Source organism: Pseudaquabacterium inlustre, assembly GCF_038066595.1.
In the GTDB taxonomy this organism is placed as follows: domain Bacteria; phylum Pseudomonadota; class Gammaproteobacteria; order Burkholderiales; family Burkholderiaceae_C; genus Pseudaquabacterium; species Pseudaquabacterium inlustre.
Genome location: NZ_JBBUTH010000008.1, coordinates 102,430 through 120,908 on the forward strand (window position 1 = coordinate 102,430; position 18,479 = coordinate 120,908).

Sequence of the window (18,479 nt, forward strand, 5' to 3'; positions counted from 1 at the left end):
CGGCGTGGCCACCACGCCCGTGCACCCACCCGCCCTGCCCCGCCGCCGCCTGCTGCGCCACGGCGCAGCGCTGGTGGCCGGTGGTGGCCTGGGCGCGCTGCTGACCGGCTGCGGCTTCGCGCTGCGCAGCGAGCCGGTGCTGCCGTTCAGCAAGATCGCCCTGCTGGGCTTCACCGAGGCCTCGCCGCTGGGCGCCGAGCTGCGACAGCGTCTGGGCAGCCAGGTGCAGGTGCTGACGGCACCAGCCGGGGCCCAGGTGCTGCTGCGCGTGCAGGAAGACCGGCGCCAGAAGGTGGTGGCCGCGTCCACCGCTGCCGGCCAGGTGCGCGAGCTGACGCTGCGCGTGCGCTTCAGCTTCCGCGCCGAAACGCCCGCCGGCCGCACGCTGATCCCCGACAGCGAGCTGATGCTCGAGCGCGACATGAGCTACAGCGAGACCTCGGCCCTGGCCAAGGAGCAGGAAGAGGCCGAGCTCTACGCCGCGATGCAGACCGACATCGTGCTGCAGGTGCTGCGGCGGTTGTCGCGGGTGCAAATCGGCTGAGGCTGCAAGCCCTCGCCGCGGCCCGGTTCTGGCGCCACAATCGCGCCTCAAGATGCAACTGCGCAGCGACCAGATCGACGCCCACCTGGCGCGTGGCCTGAAGGCCGTCTACACCGTGCACGGCGACGAGCCGCTGCTGGCCCAGGAAGCCGGTGACGCGGTGCGCGCCGCAGCCCGCGCCGCAGGCTATGGCGAGCGCAAGGTGTTCACCGTCAGTGGCGCGCATTTCGACTGGTCGGGCGTGCTGGGCGCGGCCCAGGCGATGAGCCTGTTCGCCGAGCGCCAGCTGATCGAGATCCGCATCCCCGGCGGCAAGCCGGGCAAGGATGGATCGGAGGCGCTGCAGCGCTACTGCGAGTCGCTCAGCGACGACGTGCTGACCATCGTGCACCTGCCCAAGCTGGACCGCCAGCAGCAGCAGTCGGCCTGGTTCACAGCACTCGATGGCGCAGGCGTCAGCATCCGCGTCGACCCGGTGGAACGCCGCGCACTGCCGCAGTGGATCGCCCAGCGCCTGGCCAAGCAGGGCCAGCGCGTGGCGGAGGGCGAGGCAGGCGTGCAGACCCTGGGCTTCTTCGCCGACCGCGTGGAGGGCAATCTGCTGGCCGCCCACCAGGAGCTGCAGAAGCTGGCCCTGCTGTACCCGGCCGGCGAGCTGAGCTTCGAGCAGGTGGAGGCCGCCGTGCTGAACGTGGCGCGTTACGACGTGTTCAAGCTCAGCGAGGCCGTGCTGGCCGGCCAGACCGCACGGGCGCTGCGCATGCTGGACGGTCTGCGCGCCGAGGGCGAGGCCACGGTGCTGGTGCACTGGACGCTGGCCGAGGACATCCGCGCGCTCAAGCGCGTGAAGGACGCCATGGCCCACGGCAAGCCGCTGCCGATGGCGCTGCGCGAAAGCCGCGTGTGGGGCAACAAGGAGCGCCTGTTCGAGCGCGTGATCCCGCTGCTGGCCGAACACCAGCTGGCGCACCTGGTGGAAGCCGCCAGCGTGTGTGATGGCATCGTCAAGGGCCTGAAGCACCCGCACTGGCCGCTGGAGCCCTGGGATGCGCTGAAGCGCCTGGCCATGATGCTGGTGCAGGCCGTGGCCGCGCCGCCGGCCCCGCGCGGGCGCGCCGCGGTGCGCGTGCGGCTGGCCCTCGAAGCCTGAACGGCTGGTTGGGCATTCAGCCTGCCGGCCGCGGGTCGGTGTCGAGCAGGCCGTAGAGGTTCGTGTCGTAGCTGCGGCCCTTGGCCGTCCAGCGCTGGCGCAGCCGCCCTTCCAGCGTGAAGCCCAGGCGCAGCAGCAGTGCACACGATGCCGCGTTGTCCGGGTTCACCTCGGCCTCGATGCGGCGCAGGCCCAGCGCGCCGAAGGCATGGGCGCAGGCGGCCTGCGCGGCCTCGCGCATGTAGCCCTGGCCCCAAAGCTCGCGCGCCAGCACATAGCCCAGCTCGATGCGGCGGCTGCCCTCGTCGTGCTTGAACAGCAGCAGCGTGCCGATGGCGCGACCATCATCCCGGCGCACCAGCACGCGCTGCTGCGCGGTGCCGGTGGCCTGCAAGGTCTGCATCCGGGCCAGCCAAGCCTCGGCATCGGCGCGATCCACCCAGCTGGCATAGGGCAGGAACTGCGTGGCCCGATCGTCGCCGTTGACGGCCAGCAGGTCGTCGAGGTGGGCGTCCGCCACCGGCAGCAGGCGCAGGCGCGGGGTCTCGATGGCATCGGTGGCGGGCAGGGGCATGGCGGGGTTCTCCAGGTCCAGGTTCAGGCGCGGTCCACCCGCACCGCCAGCACCACCGAGGTGGTGGTCTTGCGCACGCCATCGGTTTCGCCAATCTCATCCAGCAGGGCATCCAGCCGGGCCGTGCTGTCGGCGCGCAGCACGGCGATCAGGTCGCTCTCGCCGCTCACCGTGTACAGCTGGGTCAGCTCGGGGATGGCCTGCAGGCGCAGCACCAGCTCGCGCGAGCGCTTGGGCTCCACGGAGATGCCCACATGCGCCATCACGCGCGGGCGCTCCTCGTCCTGGCCCAGGCGCACCGTGTAGCCCACGATGGCGCCGCTGCGCTCCAGGCGCTGCAGCCGCGCCACCACCGTGGTGCGGGCGATGCCCAGCTGGCGCGCCAGATCGGCCGTGGACGCGCGGGCATTGGTGCGCAGCAGTGCGACGAGCGCGCGGTCGGTGGCGTCCTGAATCATTGCGTCGATCAGCTTGGTCGAAACGGCGAGATTCTGAATCATCCTGACGAAACTGGCCTTTCAATCGGCAAGCCTCTTGACCAGACTCCAGCGCATTGCCCCTCCCTGCCCCCAGACCCCAGGAGCCCAGACCATGCGCATTGCCCTGCTCGGCGCCGGCCACATCGGCCAGACGATCTCCCGCCTGCTGGCCACCAGCGGCGACTACAGCGTCACGCTGATCGACCGCGACCCCGCCGCGCTGGCCCGTGTGGCCGCCGCCATGCCGGCCGACGCCGCGCTGCACACGCTGCAGGTGGACACCGAGGACACCGCCGCACTGCTGACCGCGGTGCGCGCCGGCCTGGGGCAGCAGACGATCGTCAATGCGCTGCCGTACCACCTGGCCATCACCGCGGCCACCGTGGCGCGCGAGGCCGGCTGCCACTACTTCGACCTGACCGAGGACGTGGCCGCCACCAAGGCCATCCAGGCGCTGGCCGAAGGGGCACCCACTGCCTTCATGCCGCAGTGCGGGCTGGCGCCGGGCTTCATCGGCATCGTGGCGCACCACCTCGCCAGCCAGTTCGACACCGTGCGCGACGTGCAGATGCGCGTCGGCGCGCTGCCGGCCTTCCCCACCAACCAGCTGAAATACAACCTGACCTGGAGCGTGGACGGCCTGATCAACGAGTACTGCCACCCCTGCGAGGCCATCCACGACGGTGCCTTCATCCAGGCCCTGCCGCTGGAAGGCCTGGAGCACTTCAGCCTGGACGGCGTGGAGTACGAGGCCTTCAACACCTCGGGCGGCCTGGGCACGCTGTGCGAAACCTGGGCTGGCCGCGTGCGCCACCTCGACTACAAGACCGTGCGCTACCCCGGCCACCGCGAGCGCATGAAGTTCCTGCTGGATGACCTGGGCCTGGCCACGGATCAGGAACTGCTCAAGGGCATCCTGCGCAAGAGCATGCCGGCCACCATGCAGGACGTGGTGCTGGTCTTCGTCACCGTCTCGGGCATGAAGCGCGGCCACTTCGTGCAGGAGGTGTTCGCGCGCAAGATCTTCGCCGACCGGGATGTCACGAACCCGCTGTCGGCGATCCAGATCACCACGGCCGCCGGCATCTGCGCCGCCGTCGACCTGTTCCGCGAGGGCCGGCTGCCGGCCAGCGGCTTCATCCGCCAGGAGCAGGTAGAGTTGCCCGCCTTCCTGGCCAACCGCTTCGGTCGCGCGTATCAGCAGTCGCGCCAGGTCGAATCCATCGCTTGAACGGCATGACCATGAACGCCTCCGACCTCCTCGCCCGACTGGGCGTCCCCGCCTCGCAATTCACCGGCGGGGCGCTGCGCGCCCGCTCGCCCATCGACGGCGCCACCACCGGCCAGGTGCCGCTGGCCACGGCCGAGGACATGCGCGCCGCCATCGGCCGCGCGCAGGCCGCCTTCCTGGCCTGGCGCGCGGTGCCGGCGCCGCGCCGCGGCGAACTGGTGCGCCTGTTCGGCGAGGTGCTGCGCGCCCACAAGACCGATCTGGCCGCGCTCGTCACGCTGGAGGCCGGCAAGGTGTCCAGCGAGGGCGAAGGCGAGGTGCAGGAGATGATCGACATCTGCGACTTCGCCGTCGGCCTGTCGCGCCAGCTGCACGGCCTCACGATCGCCAGCGAGCGCCCAGGCCACCGCATGATGGAGCAGTGGCATCCGCTGGGCGTGGTGGGCGTGATCTCGGCCTTCAACTTCCCCGTCGCGGTGTGGGCCTGGAACGCCGCGCTGGCACTCGTCTGCGGCGACAGCGTGGTGTGGAAGCCCAGCGAGAAGACGCCGCTGACCGCACTGGCCACGCAGGCGCTGTTCGAGCAGGCGCTGGCGCGCTACTCGGCGGCGGGCAACGAGTCCCCGGCGGGCCTGAGCCAGCTGCTGATCGGCCATGCGGATGTGGGCGAGGCGCTGGTGGACGACCCGCGCGTGGCGCTGGTCTCGGCCACCGGCTCCACCCGCATGGGCCGCGCCGTGGGCCCGCGCGTGGCGCAGCGCTTCGGCCGCTGCCTGCTGGAGCTGGGCGGCAACAACGCCATCATCGTCAGCCCCACGGCCGACCTGGATCTGGCTGTGCGCGGCATCGCCTTCGGCGCCTGGGGCACGGCCGGCCAGCGCTGCACCACCACGCGCCGCGTCATCGCGCATGCCAGCGTGCACGACGAGCTGGTGGCGCGCCTGGAACGCGCCCGCGCCAGCCTGAAGATCGGCGATCCGCGCGAGGCCGGCGTGCTGGTGGGCCCGCTGGTCGACCAGGGCGCCTTCGACGCCATGCAGGCCGCGCTGGCCGACGCCCGCACCCAGGGTGGCGAGGTGCGCGGCGGCGCGCGTGCCAATGTCAACGGCCAGGCCGACGCCTGGTATGCCGCGCCGGCGCTGGTGACGATGCCAGCGCAGAGCGCCGTGGTCTGCCACGAGACTTTCGCGCCCATCCTCTATGTGCTGAAGTACGCGACGCTCGATGAAGCCATCGCACTGCAGAACGGCGTGCCGCAAGGCCTGTCGTCGGCCATCTTCACCAACGACCTGCGCGAAGCCGAGACCTTCCTGTCGGCCACCGGCAGCGACTGCGGCATCGCCAACGTCAACATCGGCACCTCGGGCGCCGAGATCGGCGGCGCCTTCGGCGGCGAGAAGGAAACCGGCGGCGGCCGCGAGAGCGGCAGCGACGCCTGGAAGAACTACATGCGCCGCGCCACCAACACGGTGAACTACTCACGCGCGCTGCCGCTCGCCCAGGGCGTGCGCTTCGACGTCTGACGGCCGCCGGGCTTTTCAAGACCGGCGGTTTCGGCGCATCATCGCGCCCACCATGTCCGACGCCCTCTACGACATCGTCGCCATCGGCGAAGGCCTGATCGAGTTCAACCAGCGCGATCCGGCCCGGCCCGAGTTCCACCGCGGCCACGGCGGCGACACCAGCAATGCGGTGATCGCCGCGGCCCGGCTGGGCGCGCGCTGCGCCTACATCAGCCAGGTGGGTGACGACACCTTCGGCCATGAGCTGCTGGCGCTGTGGCAGCGCGAGAAGGTCGACACCGAGGGCGTGCGCGTGGTGGCCGGCGGCCAGACCGGCCTGTACTTCGTCACCCACGGCGACGGCGGCCACCAGTTCAGCTACCGACGCCAGAACAGTCCGGCCACCCAGCTCACCCCCGGCCACCTGCCGCGCGCGCTGCTGGCACGCACGCGCTGGCTGCATGTGTCGGGCATCTCGATGGCCATCAGTGGCACCGCCTGCGACACGGTGCTCGACGCCGTGGCGCTGGCCCGCGCAGAGGGGGCGCAGGTCAGCTTCGACCTGAACCACCGGCCGCGGCTGTGGTCGGGCGCGCGCGCACTGGCCATGGCGCGCGCCGTGCTGCAGCAGTGCGACCTGTTCCTGCCCAGCCTGGACGAGATCCACGCCCTCACCGGCATCGGCCAGCCCGACGCGGTGATCGACTGGGCCCATGCGCAAGGCGCCGCCCGCGTGGCGCTGAAGCTGGGCGCCCAGGGCTGCCGCGTCAGCGACGGCCACAGCCGCGAGACCCTGCCCGCGCATCCGGTGCAGGCGCTGGACGCCACCGGCGCCGGTGACTGCTTTGCCGGCGCCTGCCTGGCGCAGCTGGCGCACGGCGTGCCGCTGGCCCAGGCGGCGCGCGCCGCCAACGTGGCTGCCGCCCTCAGCACCCGCGGCTGGGGCGCGGTGGCGCCGCTGCCACGCGCCACCGACATGGCCGCCGCCGGCATCGCCTGGCCGTATTGAGCCCCCACACGACCTCCGTGCACTGCGCCAACTGCGGCCAGCCCCTGCCGCAACCGGTCACCGCCTATTGCGGCCATTGCGGACAGGAAACCCGGCTGCGCCCGCCCACGCTGCTGGAGCTGGGCCAGCAGTTCGGCGGTGCCTACCTGTCCACCGAGGGCGCGCTGTGGCGCACGCTGGCGCTGCTGCTGCGCCGGCCGGGCGAGCTGACCGTGCAATACCTGCGCGGCCGGCGCCGCCACTATGTGCTGCCGCTGCGCCTGTACCTCACAGTGAGCGTGCTGGTGCTGCTGCTGATGCGCACGGTGGCCCATGTCAACGTCAACGTGGCCGACCTGCCGGCCGACAGCCACCGCATGCCGAATGTGCAGCTGCGCCTGGGGCCGGGCGAGGCCGGCATGAAGGACGGCGTGTTCTATTGCCAGCGCCTGCCGGCCTGGATGTGCGCCAACCTGCAGCAGCGGCTGGACCTGGCGCCGCAGGCGCTGGCACGCCAGGTGAGCACGCTGGGTGAGCGCTTCCTGGGCAACCTGGGCACGGCCATGTTCGTGCTGCTGCCCAGCTTCGCGCTGTGGCTGCAACTGGCCTACCGCAACCGGCGCCTGCACTACACCGAGCACCTGGTGTTCGCGCTGCACCTGCACGCCTTCTGGTTCCTGATGCTGGGCCTGATGCTCAGCGGCTGGGACTGGCTGATCGTGCTGGCGCTGCTGGCGGTGCCGGTGCATGGCTGGCTGGCGCTGGGCCGCGTCTACCGCGACCGGCGCTGGGTGCGCGCGCTGCGGGTGCTGGCCATCGGCCTGGCGCAGGGGCTGGCACTGCTGGTCACGACCACGGCACTGGGGCTCTATACGCTGCTGGCGTGAGGCGACGCCCGGCCGCGCGGCGCCCCCACCCTACACTGCCGCCGCAGCGGGGCTGCTCGACCCCGGAGGGAGGATTCCATGGACTTTCACGCCGCGCGCATGGCCCCCGGCTGGACCTCGCCGTCCGACCTGTCAGCCCCGTCGGCCCCGGCCACACGCCAGCTGGCGCTGCGATTCACCGGATCGGGCAGCGAGTACCTGCGCATCTGGATCGTCAACCTGCTGCTGACACTGGTGACGCTGACGCTGTACGCCCCGTTCGCCAAGCTGCGGCGGCTGCGCTGGCAGTACGCCAACACGCTGGTCGACGGGCAGCCGCTCGGCTTCCATGGCGATGCGTGGAAGATGCTGCGCGGCCACCTGCTGATCCTGGTGTTCGCGGGGGTGTACCTGGCTGCCGGGCGCTTCTCGGCCACGGCCGGCCTGCTGGCCTCGGCCGCGCTGGCGGCACTGTGGCCGGCGCTGTGGCAGGCCTCGCTGCGCTTTCGTCTGGCCAACACCAGCTGGCGCGGCGTGCGCCTGCAGTTCACCGGCAGCCTGGGCGAGGCCTATGCGGCCGTGGCGCCGATGCTGCTGCCGGCTGCACTGGCGCTGGCCTCGTTCGTGCGGCCGGCCGAGCCCGGCACCGAGGCCCCGTGGTGGCTGGCGCTTGCGCCGCTGGCGACCGGCCTGTTGTGGCCATGGGTCGCCTTCCGCATGAAGCGCTACCAGCATGCCCACTACCACTGGGCCGGGCAGACCACGCGGCTGGACACCACCGCCGGCGCGTTCTACGGCGTCAACTTCCGCGCCGGCATGGTGGTGGTGTTGCCGGTGTTCCTGGTGGGCGTGGTGGCCGCCATCCTGCTGCCGGCGCTGTCGTCGCACAAGCAACCCGCCCACACCGGCGCGGTGGTGTTCATCGGCCTGATGGGGATGATCGCGCTGGGCTACGTCACCGCGCTGATCTTCGGCCAGGCCTACCTGCTGGCGCGCATGCAGAACCTGATCTGGGGCCACACGCGCTCGGACAAGCTGCGCTTCCTCAGTGCGCTGGAGGTGCGCCCGGTGATGGCCCAGCTGGCCCGCAACCTGGTGTTCACGGCCCTGACGCTGGGCCTGTACTGGCCCTTCGGCTGGGTGCGCCTGACCGCGCTGCGCCTGGGCAGCCTGCAGATCGAGGCCAGCGAAGACCCCGCCCTGTGGGTGGCCGGCACCGCCCCCAGCGCCGGCAGCGCGGTGGGCGACGCCGCCGGCGACCTGCTGGACATCGACGTCGGGCTCTGAGCCCGGCCTGCACCCCATGACCGCCAGCGACCTTGCCCCCCTGACCGTCCAGTACTTCGATGGCCACAGCGCCAGCCCGCAGACCGCGCGGCTGCGGCGTGCCGGCAGCGCGCTGCTGATCGAGGCCGACGCCGACGGCCGCGAACTGCGCCGCCTGCCCTGGCGCCAGGTGAGCTGGCCCGAACGCAGCCGCCATGGCCAGCGCCAGGCCTACCTGCCCGGCCACGGCCTGCTGGTGGGCCCGGATGCCGCAGCCTGGGATGCCTGGGCCGCGGCCCAGGGCGCCGGGCCGGGCTGGGTGAACCGATGGATCCTCAGCTGGCGCGGCGTGCTGGCGGCGCTGGTGCTGGCCATCGCCGCGGTGCCGGTGGCCTGGCTGTGGGGCCTGCCGGCGCTGGCGCGTGGCGTGCTGGCCTTCGTGCCAGCCAAGGTGGACACGCAGCTGGGCGACGCCGGCCTGGCGCAGTTCGAGCGCGAGATGCTGCGCCCCAGCGCGCTGCCCGATGCGCGCCAGGCGGCCATCCGCAGCCAGTTCCAGCAGGCAGTGCAGCGCACCGATGCGCAGCGCCGTGCGCGCGGCCTGGCGCCGCTGCCGGCCTACACGCTGCACTTTCGCGCCACGCCCGAGCGTGGCATCGGGCCCAACGCCTTCGCGCTGCCGGGCGGCCACATCGTGCTGACCGACAGCCTGGCCCAGCTGCTGGCCGATCGGCCCGAGGTGCTGATGGGCGTGCTGGGCCATGAGCTGGGCCATGTGCAGCACCGCCACGGCATGCGCATGCTGGTGCAGGGCGCGGTGGTGGCCGGCGTCAGCAGCCTGGTGCTGGGCGATGTGTCGTCGCTGCTGGCCCTGGTGCCGGTGGTGTTCAGCCACGCCGCCTACTCGCGCGGCTTCGAGTTCGAGGCCGACGCCGAGGCGGCGCGCCTGCTGCGCGCCAACGGCCATTCGCCGCAGGTGATGGCCCTGCTGTTCGAGCGCCTGCGCGCCGGGCCGGCCCGCGCCGGCAGCGCCCGCCAGGACGGCGACGGCGCCACGGTCGAGTTGCCGATCGGCCTGGCCACGCACCCGCCCGACGCCGAGCGCGTGCGGCGCATGGTGGCCACCGACTAAAATCCGGGTTTCCCCCTTTCCCGGCCTTTGCGCCGCCACGCCGATCCGGTGTGCCCGCCCCCCTGTGGACGGCGCGCGCCGGCGAGGCGTCCCAGCCCTGCCCGCGCCATGACCCTCTCCACCATTTCCGCCCTGTCGCCGCTGGACGGCCGCTATGCCGGCCGCCTGGCCCCGCTGCGCCCGCTGATGAGCGAGTACGGCCTGATGCACCGCCGCGTGCAGGTCGAGGTGGAATGGTTCATCGCGCTGTCGGACGCCGGCTTCACCGAGTTCAAGCCGCTGTCGGAAGCCAGCCGCGGCTACCTGCGCGGCCTGGTGCTGCGCTTTGCAGAGGCCGATGCCAACGCCATCAAGGACATCGAGCGCACCACCAACCACGATGTCAAGGCGGTGGAGTACTGGCTGAAGGCCAAGTTCAAGGGCCATCCGGAGCTGGAAGCCGCCGGCGAGTTCGTGCACTTCGCCTGCACCAGCGAGGACATCAACAACACCAGCCATGCGCTGATGCTCAAGGGCGCCCGCGCCGACGTGCTGCTGCCCGCGCTGGACAAGGTCATCGCCACGCTGCGTGGCATGGCCCACGGCCTGGCCGACCTGCCGATGCTCAGCCGCACCCATGGCCAGACCGCCAGCCCCACCACCGTGGGCAAGGAGATCGCCAACGTGGTGGCGCGCCTGACCGCCGCGCGCGCACGCATCGCCGACGTGAAGCTGCTGGCCAAGATGAACGGCGCCGTGGGCAACTACAACGCCCATCTGGCCGCCTACCCGGCGCACGACTGGCAGGCCTTCAGCCGCATCGTGGTGGAAGAGCGCCTGGGCCTGACGTTCAACCCGTACACCATCCAGATCGAGCCGCACGACTACATGGCCGAGCTGTTCGACGCCATCACCCGCGCCAACACCATCCTGATCGACTGGAGCCGGGATGTGTGGGGCTACATCTCGCTGGGCTACTTCAAGCAAAAGCTGAAAGACGGCGAAGTCGGCAGCAGCACCATGCCGCACAAGGTCAACCCGATCGACTTCGAGAACGCCGAGGGCAACTTCGGCATCGCCAGCGCGCTGCTCACCCACCTGAGCCAGAAGCTGCCGGTCAGCCGCTGGCAGCGTGACCTGACCGACAGCACCGTGCTGCGCAACATGGGCGTGGCACTGGGCTATGCCGTGCTGGGCCTGGACAGCCTGGCCAAGGGCCTGGGCAAGCTGGAAGTCAACCGCGCCGCGCTGGCCGCCGATCTGGACGGCGCCTGGGAAGTGATGGCCGAGGCCATCCAGACCGTGATGCGCCGCCACGGCCTGCCCGAGCCGTACGAGCAGCTCAAGGCTTTCACCCGCGGCCAGCCGATGACGCGCGAGCTGATGCTGGGCTTCATCGAGAAGCTGGACCTGCCGGCCGACGAGAAGGCCCGCCTGCTGGCCATGACGCCCGCCAGCTACACCGGCCTGGCCACCACGCTGGCTGGCCGCATCTGACCCTGCCGGCCCCGCGCCGAGCGACTGACCCGAAAGCCCCACGACGATGCGCTTCACCGACCGCCTGCTCGCCGCTGAGAAGCGTGCCGATTCCCTGCTGTGCGTGGGCCTGGACCCCGAGCCCTCGAAGTTCCCTGGGGCCTGGAAGGGTGATGCCGGTCGCATCTTCGACTTCTGCGCACGCATCGTCGACGCCACGAAGGATCTGGTGCTGGCCTACAAGCCGCAGATCGCCTACTTCGCGGCGCACCGGGCGGAAGGCCAGCTGGAAGAGCTGATGGCCTACATCAAGCGCAACGCGCCCGAGGTGCCCATCATCCTGGACGCCAAGCGCGGCGACATCGGCGCCACCGCCGAGCTGTATGCCCGCGAGGCCTTCGAGCGCTACCAGGCCGACGCGGTGACGCTGTCGCCGTACATGGGCTTCGACTCGCTGGAACCCTGGCTGCGCTGGGACGGCCGCGGCCTGTTCCTGCTGTGCCGCACCAGCAACCCCGGCGGCTCGGACCTGCAGGCGCAGGCGCTGGCCGACGGTGGCCTGCTGTACGAACACGTGGCCAAGCTGGCCGCCGGCGACTGGAACCGCAACGGCCAGGTGGGCCTGGTGGTGGGCGCCACCTTCCCGGCCGAGATCGAGCGCGTACGGGCCCTGGCGCCCACGCTGCCGCTGCTGATCCCGGGCGTGGGCGCCCAGGGCGGCGATGCCGCGGCCACGGTGCGCGCCGGCTGGCGCGCGGCCGCTGGCAGCGCCACCGGCCCGATCGTCGTGAACTCGTCGCGCGCGGTGCTGTACGCCTCGTCGGGCGACGACTTCGCCAGCGCCGCCCGCGCGGTGGCCGACACCACGCGCCGCGCGCTCAACGCCGCGCGCTGAACGCCAACCGCCTGCCCGCCGCGGCCGAGGGCCGCGCGGCAGACGGCGGATGATGCCCCGCCTCGACACCCCCAGGGGTTAAGGGCTTTCCAGCCCTTGAGCGCCCGCACGGATCGGTGACACTGGTCCGGACCACGGCCCTGGGCCGAACCGCCCACTCCGGCATGACCCTGCTGAAAGACGCCAGCCAATCCGCAGCGCGCCAGGTGCTGCAGTACCGGATCGTGCGCTCGGTGTTCCTGATCTACACCTTCTCCTGCGCGTTCGCGCTGGTGGCGCTGCTGGTGCTGCGGCACCGCGTCGACCTCCCCACCTTCCGGCTGATGCTGAGCGGCTACGGGCTGATGACGTTCGGCGGCCTGGTGGCGCTGCGCATGCCCGAGCGCTGGGCCGGCACGGCGCTGAGCACCATGGTCGTGGTGACCCTGGCGCTGGTGGGGCTGAACAGCGCGCTGGGCGGCTGGGGCCTGACGACGCCGGGCCTGGTGTTCTACGGGCTGCTGGTGGCCATTGCCAACGTGGCCGGCTCGGCGCGCTTCGGCTGGGTGGCCACCGGCCTGGCCGCCGCCATGGTGCTGGCGCTCAGCGCCGGGCAGGCGGCCGGCCTGCTTGGTGCGCCCACCGGCCCCGGCACCGGTCTGGCACCGCTGCCCTTGCAGACGGTGGCGCAGTTGCTGGCCATCGCCACCGGCGCGGCCGTGGGGCGCGCGGTGGTGGGCCTGATCGCGCAGCACATCACCGCCGCCGAACAGCGCGAGGCGCGCTTTCGCAGCCTGCTGGGCTTTGCCACCGTGGCCTACTGGGAGACCGATGCGCAGCTGCGCCTGCGCCGCGTCGAGGCGCGCAATGCCCAGGGCGAGTTCAAGCCGCTGGGCCAGGCCCTGGGGCGCACGCCCTGGGAGCTGCCGGCCATCGAGCTGGGCGACGCGGCCTCGGCCGAGTTGCGGCGCATGCTCAGCGGCCAGGGCGCACTGCACGACCTGCCGCTGGCCTGGCGCCGGCCCGATGGCAGCATGCGCCACCTGCTGGCCAGCGGCGGCGCGCGCCTGGATGCCGATGGACGGCTGGCCGGCTTCTGGGGCGTGGCACGCGACGTGACCGACCACCACCAGGCCCGGCTGGCGCTGGCCGCCACCGAGTCGCGCTACCGCGACCTGTTCATGCGCACGCCCAGTGCCATGGTGCTGCACCGGCGCGGCGCCATCGTCGACGCCAACCCGGCCGCGGCCGAACTGCTGGGCTACGACAGCGTGGCCGCGCTGCTGGGCCATGACATCCTGAGCGAGCACATGGGGCCCGACGAGCGCACGGTCGCGCAGGCGCGGTTGGCCACGCTGAACGATGCCAACGCCACCGCGCCCGAGGCCGACCGCGTGATGCTCACCCGCGACGGCCGCAAGGTGTGGACCCGGGCCTCGGCCGTGCGCGTGGTGCGTGATGGCGAGCCACTGGTGCTGGCCATGTTCCGCGACGAGACCGCGCGCCACCAGGCCGCCGAGGCGCTGCAGCGCAGCGAGGCCCTGCTGCAGCGCGTGGTGTCGATGAGCCCCGACATCATCACGCTGACCGACCTGCACACCGGCCGCTACGTGATGGTCAACGACAGCTTCTGCCGCGTGCTGGGGCGGGCCCGCAGCGAGGTGCTGGGCCGCACCGCGATCGAGCTGAACGTCTGGCACGACCTGGCCGACCGCGACCGCCTGGTGCAGCAGGTGGCACGCGACGGCCAGGTGCGCGACCTGGTGATCGGCTTCAACACCGGCGCGGGCGTGGCGCGGCTGATGCTGGCTGCCACGCGCTTCACCCGCGACGGCGAGGACTACCTGCTGATCAACGCACGCGACATCACCGAACTGCTGCGCCTGCAGCAGGAACGCGAGGCCATGCTGGCCAACGCGTCGATCGGCATCGCCTTCACGCGCGACCGGCGCTACGAGCTGGCCAACCCCTTCTACGAGCGCATGCTGGGCTGGGCGCCCGGCACGCTGGCCGGCCAGCCCGGCGCCGTGACCTGGCCCACGCTCGAGGACTACCGCGCGCTCGGCGAGGAGCTGGGCCCGGCGCTGTCGCGCGGCGAGGCGGTGAGCGGCGAGCGCGAGGCGCGACGGCGCGACGGCAGCCGGTTCATGATGCGCTTCGCGGCCAAGGCCATCGACCCACAGCGCCCCGCCGAGGGCGGCACGATCTGGATCGCCGACGACGTGACCGAGGCCCGCCAGGCCGAGCGCGAGCTGGCCCGCGCCCGCGACGCCGCCGAGGCCGCCAGCCGCGCCAAGAGCGCCTTCCTGGCCAGCACCAGCCACGAGATCCGCACGCCGCTCAACGGCCTGCTGGGCATGGCCCGCCTGGCGCGCCAGCCCGGGGTGGAGCCGGCCCGGCTGCGCCTGTACCTGGACCAGATCGGCGAGAGCGCCGAAACACTGTCGCAGCTGATCTCCGACATCCTCGACCTGTCGAAGATCGAGGCCGGCAAGCTGGCGGTGGAGGCGGCACCGTTCGCGCTGGATGCGCTGCTGCAGTCACTGCAGCAGGCCTATGGCGCGCTGGCCGCCGCACACGGCCTGGGCTTCGAAGCCCGCCTCGACCCGGCGCTGCCGGCCTGGGCGCAGGGTGACGCACTGCGCCTGCGCCAGGTGCTGGTGAACCTGCTGCACAACGCGCTGAAGTTCACCACCGTCGGCCAGGTGGCACTGCATGCGCGCCCCATCGCCGCGCCCGATGGCGACGGCCCGCCCTGGGTGCGCTTCGAGGTGCGCGACACCGGGCCGGGCATCGACGCGGCCACCTGCGCGCGGCTGTTCCAGCCCTTCACGCAGGCCGACCAGTCGATCACCCGGCGCTTCGGCGGCACCGGCCTGGGCCTGTCGATCAGCCGCGAACTGGCGCAGCTGATGGGCGGGCGCATCGGCGTCGACAGCGAGCCCGGCCGCGGCAGCTGCTTCCATGTGGAGCTGCCGCTGCCGCCCGCCCCGCCGCAGGACAGCCCCGCCACCACCAGCAGCGGCGTCGACCCCGCGCTGCGCGGCGTGCGCGTGCTGCTGGTGGAGGACAACGCCGTCAACATGGTCATCGGCGTGTCGCTGCTGGAGCACTGGGGCCTGGTGGTCACGCAGGCCGAGGACGGCGAGCGCGCCCTGGCCGCACTGGACGATGCGCTGGCCGCCGGCCAGCCGATCGAGGTGGTGCTGATGGATGTGCAGATGCCCGGCCTGAGCGGCTACGACACCACGCTGCGCCTGCGCCAGCGCTGGACGGCGGCCGAGCTGCCGGTGATCGCGCTGACCGCCGCCGCGCTGACCTCCGAGCGCGACCGCGCGCTGGCCAGCGGCATGACCGACTTCGTCACCAAGCCGGTGGAGCCGGCGCGCCTGCGCGAGGCGCTGCGCCAGGCACTGGCCGCCCGGCAGCCTGCCGCGGTGGCAACGGGCCCGGTCGGAGCGTGACCGATCACCGCGCGCCTTCCCGCGTGAATCGGGGGGGCCTGTCCACCCGAACGCGGGCCGAATCGCTAAATTCTGCAGGTAACCTGGCGCCGCTGGCGGTGACCGGGCCGAGTCCGAACCCAAGAGAACACCATGTCGTTGGCCCTGGCGGTCGCGGTGGCCACCGCGCCTGCAACCCTTCCTGCCTGCACCTGGGACCGCCCAGGCCACAACCCCTTCACCGGTGACCTGGTGGCGGCGGTGGACCGCTATGCCGACATCCCCGCGCCGGTGCGCGCGCGCCTGAAGGCCCGCATGGCGCAGCGGCAGTACGACGAGATCGTCGACATCCGCCGCGACCGCATCGATGGCCGCAAGGCCAGCTACCGTGCCGAGATCCGCGACATGCACTTCGGCTCCGGCCAGGTGTGCGGCACGGTGACGCGCGCCCGCTGGAGCGAGCAGGCGCTGGAGCGCGGCCTGGTGTACTGCGAGGACGGCCACTGCCTGCTGGTGCCCACGGTGTGCCGCAACCTCAGCCGCATCCAGCGCAACGCCGGCGTGGCTGCCGCCGGTGGCCAGACCGGCCGGCCGGAAGCGGTCGCGGCGTCTTCCGGCAGCGCGGCGCCCAGCACGGGTGGCGGTGGCGGTGGCGGTGGCGGTGGCGGTGGCGGTGGCGGTGGCGCTGCGGCCGCTCCCGGTTCTGCGGCCACGGCGGCCACTTCAGCCACGGCCGGTACCGACGGCGCGGGTGGCCAGGACATGGCGGCCGCGCCGGACTCCTTTGCGCGCGGTGCCGCGCCCGGGACGCCGGCCGATCAGGCACAGGCCGCAGTCGACGCCACCCACGCCGGTGGGCTGAGCCAGAGCCAGGGTGGCGGCAGCGCCGACCACGCGACGGTGCGCTGGCCCCTCACCGGCAGCGACAGCGGCATGAGCCCGTGGATCGGCGGCGGTACCGGTGCGGCCACCGGCAGCAGCGTCGTGCCGCAGCCGCTGGCCGGCGCAGCGCCGTCGATGTCGGGCATCGCCTTCGTGTCGCGCCAGAACCTGGCCGACGGTCCGGCGACAGCCACCCCGGATCTGCTGCCCACCCAGTTGCCCACCCAACTGCCGGCCGCGCCGGTGCCCGAGCCCGGCACCGTGGCGCTGTGGGCCCTGGGCCTGGCCGGTCTGGGCCTGGTGGCCCGGCGACGGGCGCCGGGCCGCGCCCCGATCAGTCGAGCGTGACCTCGGTGCGCACCGTGCCGGCGCGGTCGGCCACGGCGGTGAGCGCGATGCGCGTGCCACGCGGTGCGCTGACCACCCATTCGGCCACCGCCCGGTCGGCGGTGACGGCGCGCGTGGGCAGGAAGGCCTGCAGCGAGTTCTTCGCGGCATGGCCCTCCAGCGGCCCGGCCTCGACCCGGCGCTTGCCGGTCTGCAGCGTCACGCCCTCGGGCAGGTGCAGCTCGAACACCGTGCCGCGCACCACCTTGCGCTCCTGCGCGCGCTGCGTCACGTAGCTGGGCAGGTAGCCCGAGTTGGCCACCGCGAAGCGGATGCGCCAGCTGTCACCGCCCAGTGATCGCACCTCGGTGCGCAACACCTCCAGCTTGGGCAGCGACAGGCCGATCTGGTTCAGCCAGGCCGGAAAGCGCGCCACCTCCTTCTCGCGCAGCGCCGGCGGCGGGTTGCGCCAGAAGTTCAGCCGGTCCCAGCCGCCCAGCTCCACCATGCCCAGCTGCGGGTGGCGGTAGGGGTACCAGGCCACGTGCGCCTGGCCGCCGCACACCGTGTCGCTCCACTTCAGCAGCTTCAGGTCGTCTTCGGGCGGATGGTCGCGGTACCAGTGGATGAAGTCGTAGTCGGTGATGCCGGCTTCGCGGTTGGGCGCCCACAGCTCCACGGTCCAGAACAGCGCGCCCAGGTGCTCGTACAGCCAGTCCTGCGTGCCGGTGATGACTTCCTTCGGGTGGTACTTGAAGTCGTGGAAGATGCTGATCGCCGGGTAGCCGGTGAGCTTCTCGCCTATGGCCGACAGGCGCTTGATCATCCACAGATCCTCGGGCGTCATGTCGTCGTCCTTCTGCGTGCCCATGGGCCGCAGGATGACGCCGGAATGCGTGTGGAAGCTGACCGCCGCGCCGATGTTCGGATGCTGGACGATGAAGTCGACCATGGCCCGCACCTCGGGCTCGCTGGTGGGGTACGGCCCCGCACCGGGCTGCTGGAACTCCTGGCGCCACTGCGACGGGAAGTTGCGGTTCAGGTCCAGGCCTTCCTTGTCGGGGTTGACCTTGACCTGCAGGCCGTCGAAGTGCGTCAGCGAGCCCTCCGGCATCACGCGCCAGTACTGGCCGCCGAACTCGCCCGGCTCGCGCGGGATCATCAGCCGCGCATCGTCGGGGTGCGCCTTCCAGGGCCCGTGCGGATCGGGAATGCGCATGTGCAGTATGCGGCCGTCGCCATCCATGTCCTGCACCGTCAGGCCCTCCACCGGCTCCTCGTCCCACGGGTAGGGCCGGGTGGAGCTGCGGATGTAGCGCGGCTTGTCGGCCAGCGCCAGCTCGGCGCCATCGGGATTCAGCCGCGGGCACAGGTAGACAGCGCGGGTGTCCAGCAACTGCGTCACCGCCGCGTCGCTGCCATGGCCCGACACCAGCTGGTGCAGCCAGTACAGGCAGGCCGTGCTGGCCGTCAGCTCGGCCGCATGGATGTTGCCGTCGACCCAGATCGCCGGCTTGTCGGAGGCGGCGCCGGTGGCGGTGTTGGTGAGGGTGAGCAGCCAGATGTCGCGCCCCTCGAAGCTCTTGCCCAGCGACGACAGCTGCACCAGCTGCGGCCGCGCGGCAGCGTAGTCGCGCAGCAGTTGGGTGAGCTCGGCGTGGCGGTAGAAGGTGTCGAAGCGGGGGGTGGGGGGGGGAGGCGTCATGGAGCTAGCCCTTCAAAGGCAGAGCCAAAGCCGCGAAGGCCAAGGTGAGAAGTTGTTGCAG

The 18,479-nt window shown here is 72.2% G+C and carries 15 protein-coding genes; 12 read left to right on the plus strand and 3 right to left on the minus strand.

Annotated features, from left to right (window positions below):
• The first annotated feature begins 4 nt into the window (after positions 1-4).
• Positions 5-544 (plus strand): LPS-assembly lipoprotein LptE, encoded by a 540-nt coding sequence (locus AACH10_RS15065; protein ID WP_341411270.1) that lies wholly within the window; start codon positions 5-7, stop codon positions 542-544.
• Between the two features lie 52 nt (positions 545-596).
• Positions 597-1,694 (plus strand): DNA polymerase III subunit delta, encoded by a 1,098-nt coding sequence (gene holA / locus AACH10_RS15070; RefSeq protein ID WP_341411271.1) that lies wholly within the window; start codon positions 597-599, stop codon positions 1,692-1,694.
• 16 nt (positions 1,695-1,710) lie between these two features.
• Here the strand turns inward: holA and AACH10_RS15075 are convergent, their stop codons facing one another.
• Both AACH10_RS15075 and AACH10_RS15080 read right to left on the minus strand, forming a co-directional pair.
• A complete protein-coding gene (locus AACH10_RS15075) occupies positions 1,711-2,268 on the minus strand; it encodes a GNAT family N-acetyltransferase (protein ID WP_341411272.1) in 558 nt (185 codons plus the stop codon).
• 23 nt (positions 2,269-2,291) lie between these two features.
• Positions 2,292-2,726, minus strand: a complete 435-nt coding sequence (locus tag AACH10_RS15080) for an Lrp/AsnC family transcriptional regulator (RefSeq protein ID WP_341411273.1) — start codon at positions 2,724-2,726, stop codon at positions 2,292-2,294.
• 133 nt (positions 2,727-2,859) lie between these two features.
• Between AACH10_RS15080 and AACH10_RS15085 the strand changes: the two genes are divergently transcribed.
• The 10 genes from AACH10_RS15085 (at position 2,860) to AACH10_RS15130 (ending at position 16,734) form a co-directional block, all read left to right on the plus strand.
• Positions 2,860-3,978, plus strand: coding sequence for a saccharopine dehydrogenase family protein (locus AACH10_RS15085; protein ID WP_341411274.1), 1,119 nt, complete (start codon positions 2,860-2,862; stop codon positions 3,976-3,978).
• A gap of 11 nt (positions 3,979-3,989) precedes the next feature.
• Complete coding sequence (gene amaB, locus AACH10_RS15090) at positions 3,990-5,501, plus strand: L-piperidine-6-carboxylate dehydrogenase (protein WP_341411275.1); 1,512 nt, start codon at positions 3,990-3,992, stop codon at positions 5,499-5,501.
• A gap of 52 nt (positions 5,502-5,553) precedes the next feature.
• Positions 5,554-6,489, plus strand: a complete 936-nt coding sequence (locus AACH10_RS15095; RefSeq protein ID WP_341411276.1) for a sugar kinase — start codon at positions 5,554-5,556, stop codon at positions 6,487-6,489.
• Between the two features lie 17 nt (positions 6,490-6,506).
• Positions 6,507-7,355: a DUF3667 domain-containing protein gene (locus AACH10_RS15100; RefSeq protein WP_341411277.1), complete on the plus strand. Its 849-nt coding sequence runs from the start codon at positions 6,507-6,509 to the stop codon at positions 7,353-7,355.
• 78 nt (positions 7,356-7,433) lie between these two features.
• Positions 7,434-8,621 (plus strand): YjgN family protein, encoded by a 1,188-nt coding sequence (locus AACH10_RS15105; protein WP_341411278.1) that lies wholly within the window; start codon positions 7,434-7,436, stop codon positions 8,619-8,621.
• 16 nt (positions 8,622-8,637) lie between these two features.
• Complete coding sequence (locus AACH10_RS15110) at positions 8,638-9,732, plus strand: M48 family metallopeptidase (protein WP_341411279.1); 1,095 nt, start codon at positions 8,638-8,640, stop codon at positions 9,730-9,732.
• A gap of 108 nt (positions 9,733-9,840) precedes the next feature.
• Positions 9,841-11,208 (plus strand): adenylosuccinate lyase, encoded by a 1,368-nt coding sequence (purB, locus tag AACH10_RS15115; protein ID WP_341411280.1) that lies wholly within the window; start codon positions 9,841-9,843, stop codon positions 11,206-11,208.
• 46 nt (positions 11,209-11,254) lie between these two features.
• Positions 11,255-12,082 (plus strand): orotidine-5'-phosphate decarboxylase, encoded by an 828-nt coding sequence (gene pyrF / locus AACH10_RS15120; RefSeq protein ID WP_341411281.1) that lies wholly within the window; start codon positions 11,255-11,257, stop codon positions 12,080-12,082.
• A gap of 164 nt (positions 12,083-12,246) precedes the next feature.
• Positions 12,247-15,525: a PAS domain S-box protein gene (locus AACH10_RS15125; protein ID WP_341411282.1), complete on the plus strand. Its 3,279-nt coding sequence runs from the start codon at positions 12,247-12,249 to the stop codon at positions 15,523-15,525.
• A 132-nt stretch (positions 15,526-15,657) separates the two neighbouring features.
• The gene (locus tag AACH10_RS15130) at positions 15,658-16,734 is read left to right on the plus strand and encodes an MHFG family PEP-CTERM protein (protein WP_341411283.1); all 1,077 of its coding nucleotides are present in this window, start codon (positions 15,658-15,660) and stop codon (positions 16,732-16,734) included.
• Here AACH10_RS15130 and AACH10_RS15135 read toward each other — a convergent pair.
• The gene (locus tag AACH10_RS15135) at positions 16,721-18,418 is read right to left on the minus strand and encodes a M14 family metallopeptidase (RefSeq protein ID WP_341411284.1); all 1,698 of its coding nucleotides are present in this window, start codon (positions 18,416-18,418) and stop codon (positions 16,721-16,723) included. The genes AACH10_RS15130 and AACH10_RS15135 overlap by 14 nt on opposite strands.
• Positions 18,419-18,479 lie beyond the last annotated feature (61 nt).

What these genes read in the sequence shown, in the direction of transcription:
- holA (WP_341411271.1), top strand. Translation starts at nt 597, where the DNA reads ATGCAACTGCGCAGCGACCAGATCGACGCCCACCTGGCGCGTGGCCTG.
- purB (WP_341411280.1), top strand. Translation starts at nt 9,841, where the DNA reads ATGACCCTCTCCACCATTTCCGCCCTGTCGCCGCTGGACGGCCGCTAT.
- AACH10_RS15085 (WP_341411274.1), top strand. Translation starts at nt 2,860, where the DNA reads ATGCGCATTGCCCTGCTCGGCGCCGGCCACATCGGCCAGACGATCTCC.
- AACH10_RS15080 (WP_341411273.1), bottom strand. Translation starts at nt 2,726, where the DNA reads ATGATTCAGGACGCCACCGACCGCGCGCTCGTCGCACTGCTGCGCACC.
- pyrF (WP_341411281.1), top strand. Translation starts at nt 11,255, where the DNA reads ATGCGCTTCACCGACCGCCTGCTCGCCGCTGAGAAGCGTGCCGATTCC.
- AACH10_RS15095 (WP_341411276.1), top strand. Translation starts at nt 5,554, where the DNA reads ATGTCCGACGCCCTCTACGACATCGTCGCCATCGGCGAAGGCCTGATC.
- AACH10_RS15105 (WP_341411278.1), top strand. Translation starts at nt 7,434, where the DNA reads ATGGACTTTCACGCCGCGCGCATGGCCCCCGGCTGGACCTCGCCGTCC.
- amaB (WP_341411275.1), top strand. Translation starts at nt 3,990, where the DNA reads ATGAACGCCTCCGACCTCCTCGCCCGACTGGGCGTCCCCGCCTCGCAA.
- AACH10_RS15125 (WP_341411282.1), top strand. Translation starts at nt 12,247, where the DNA reads ATGACCCTGCTGAAAGACGCCAGCCAATCCGCAGCGCGCCAGGTGCTG.
- AACH10_RS15110 (WP_341411279.1), top strand. Translation starts at nt 8,638, where the DNA reads ATGACCGCCAGCGACCTTGCCCCCCTGACCGTCCAGTACTTCGATGGC.
- AACH10_RS15135 (WP_341411284.1), bottom strand. Translation starts at nt 18,418, where the DNA reads ATGACGCCTCCCCCCCCCACCCCCCGCTTCGACACCTTCTACCGCCAC.
- AACH10_RS15075 (WP_341411272.1), bottom strand. Translation starts at nt 2,268, where the DNA reads ATGCCCCTGCCCGCCACCGATGCCATCGAGACCCCGCGCCTGCGCCTG.
- AACH10_RS15130 (WP_341411283.1), top strand. Translation starts at nt 15,658, where the DNA reads ATGTCGTTGGCCCTGGCGGTCGCGGTGGCCACCGCGCCTGCAACCCTT.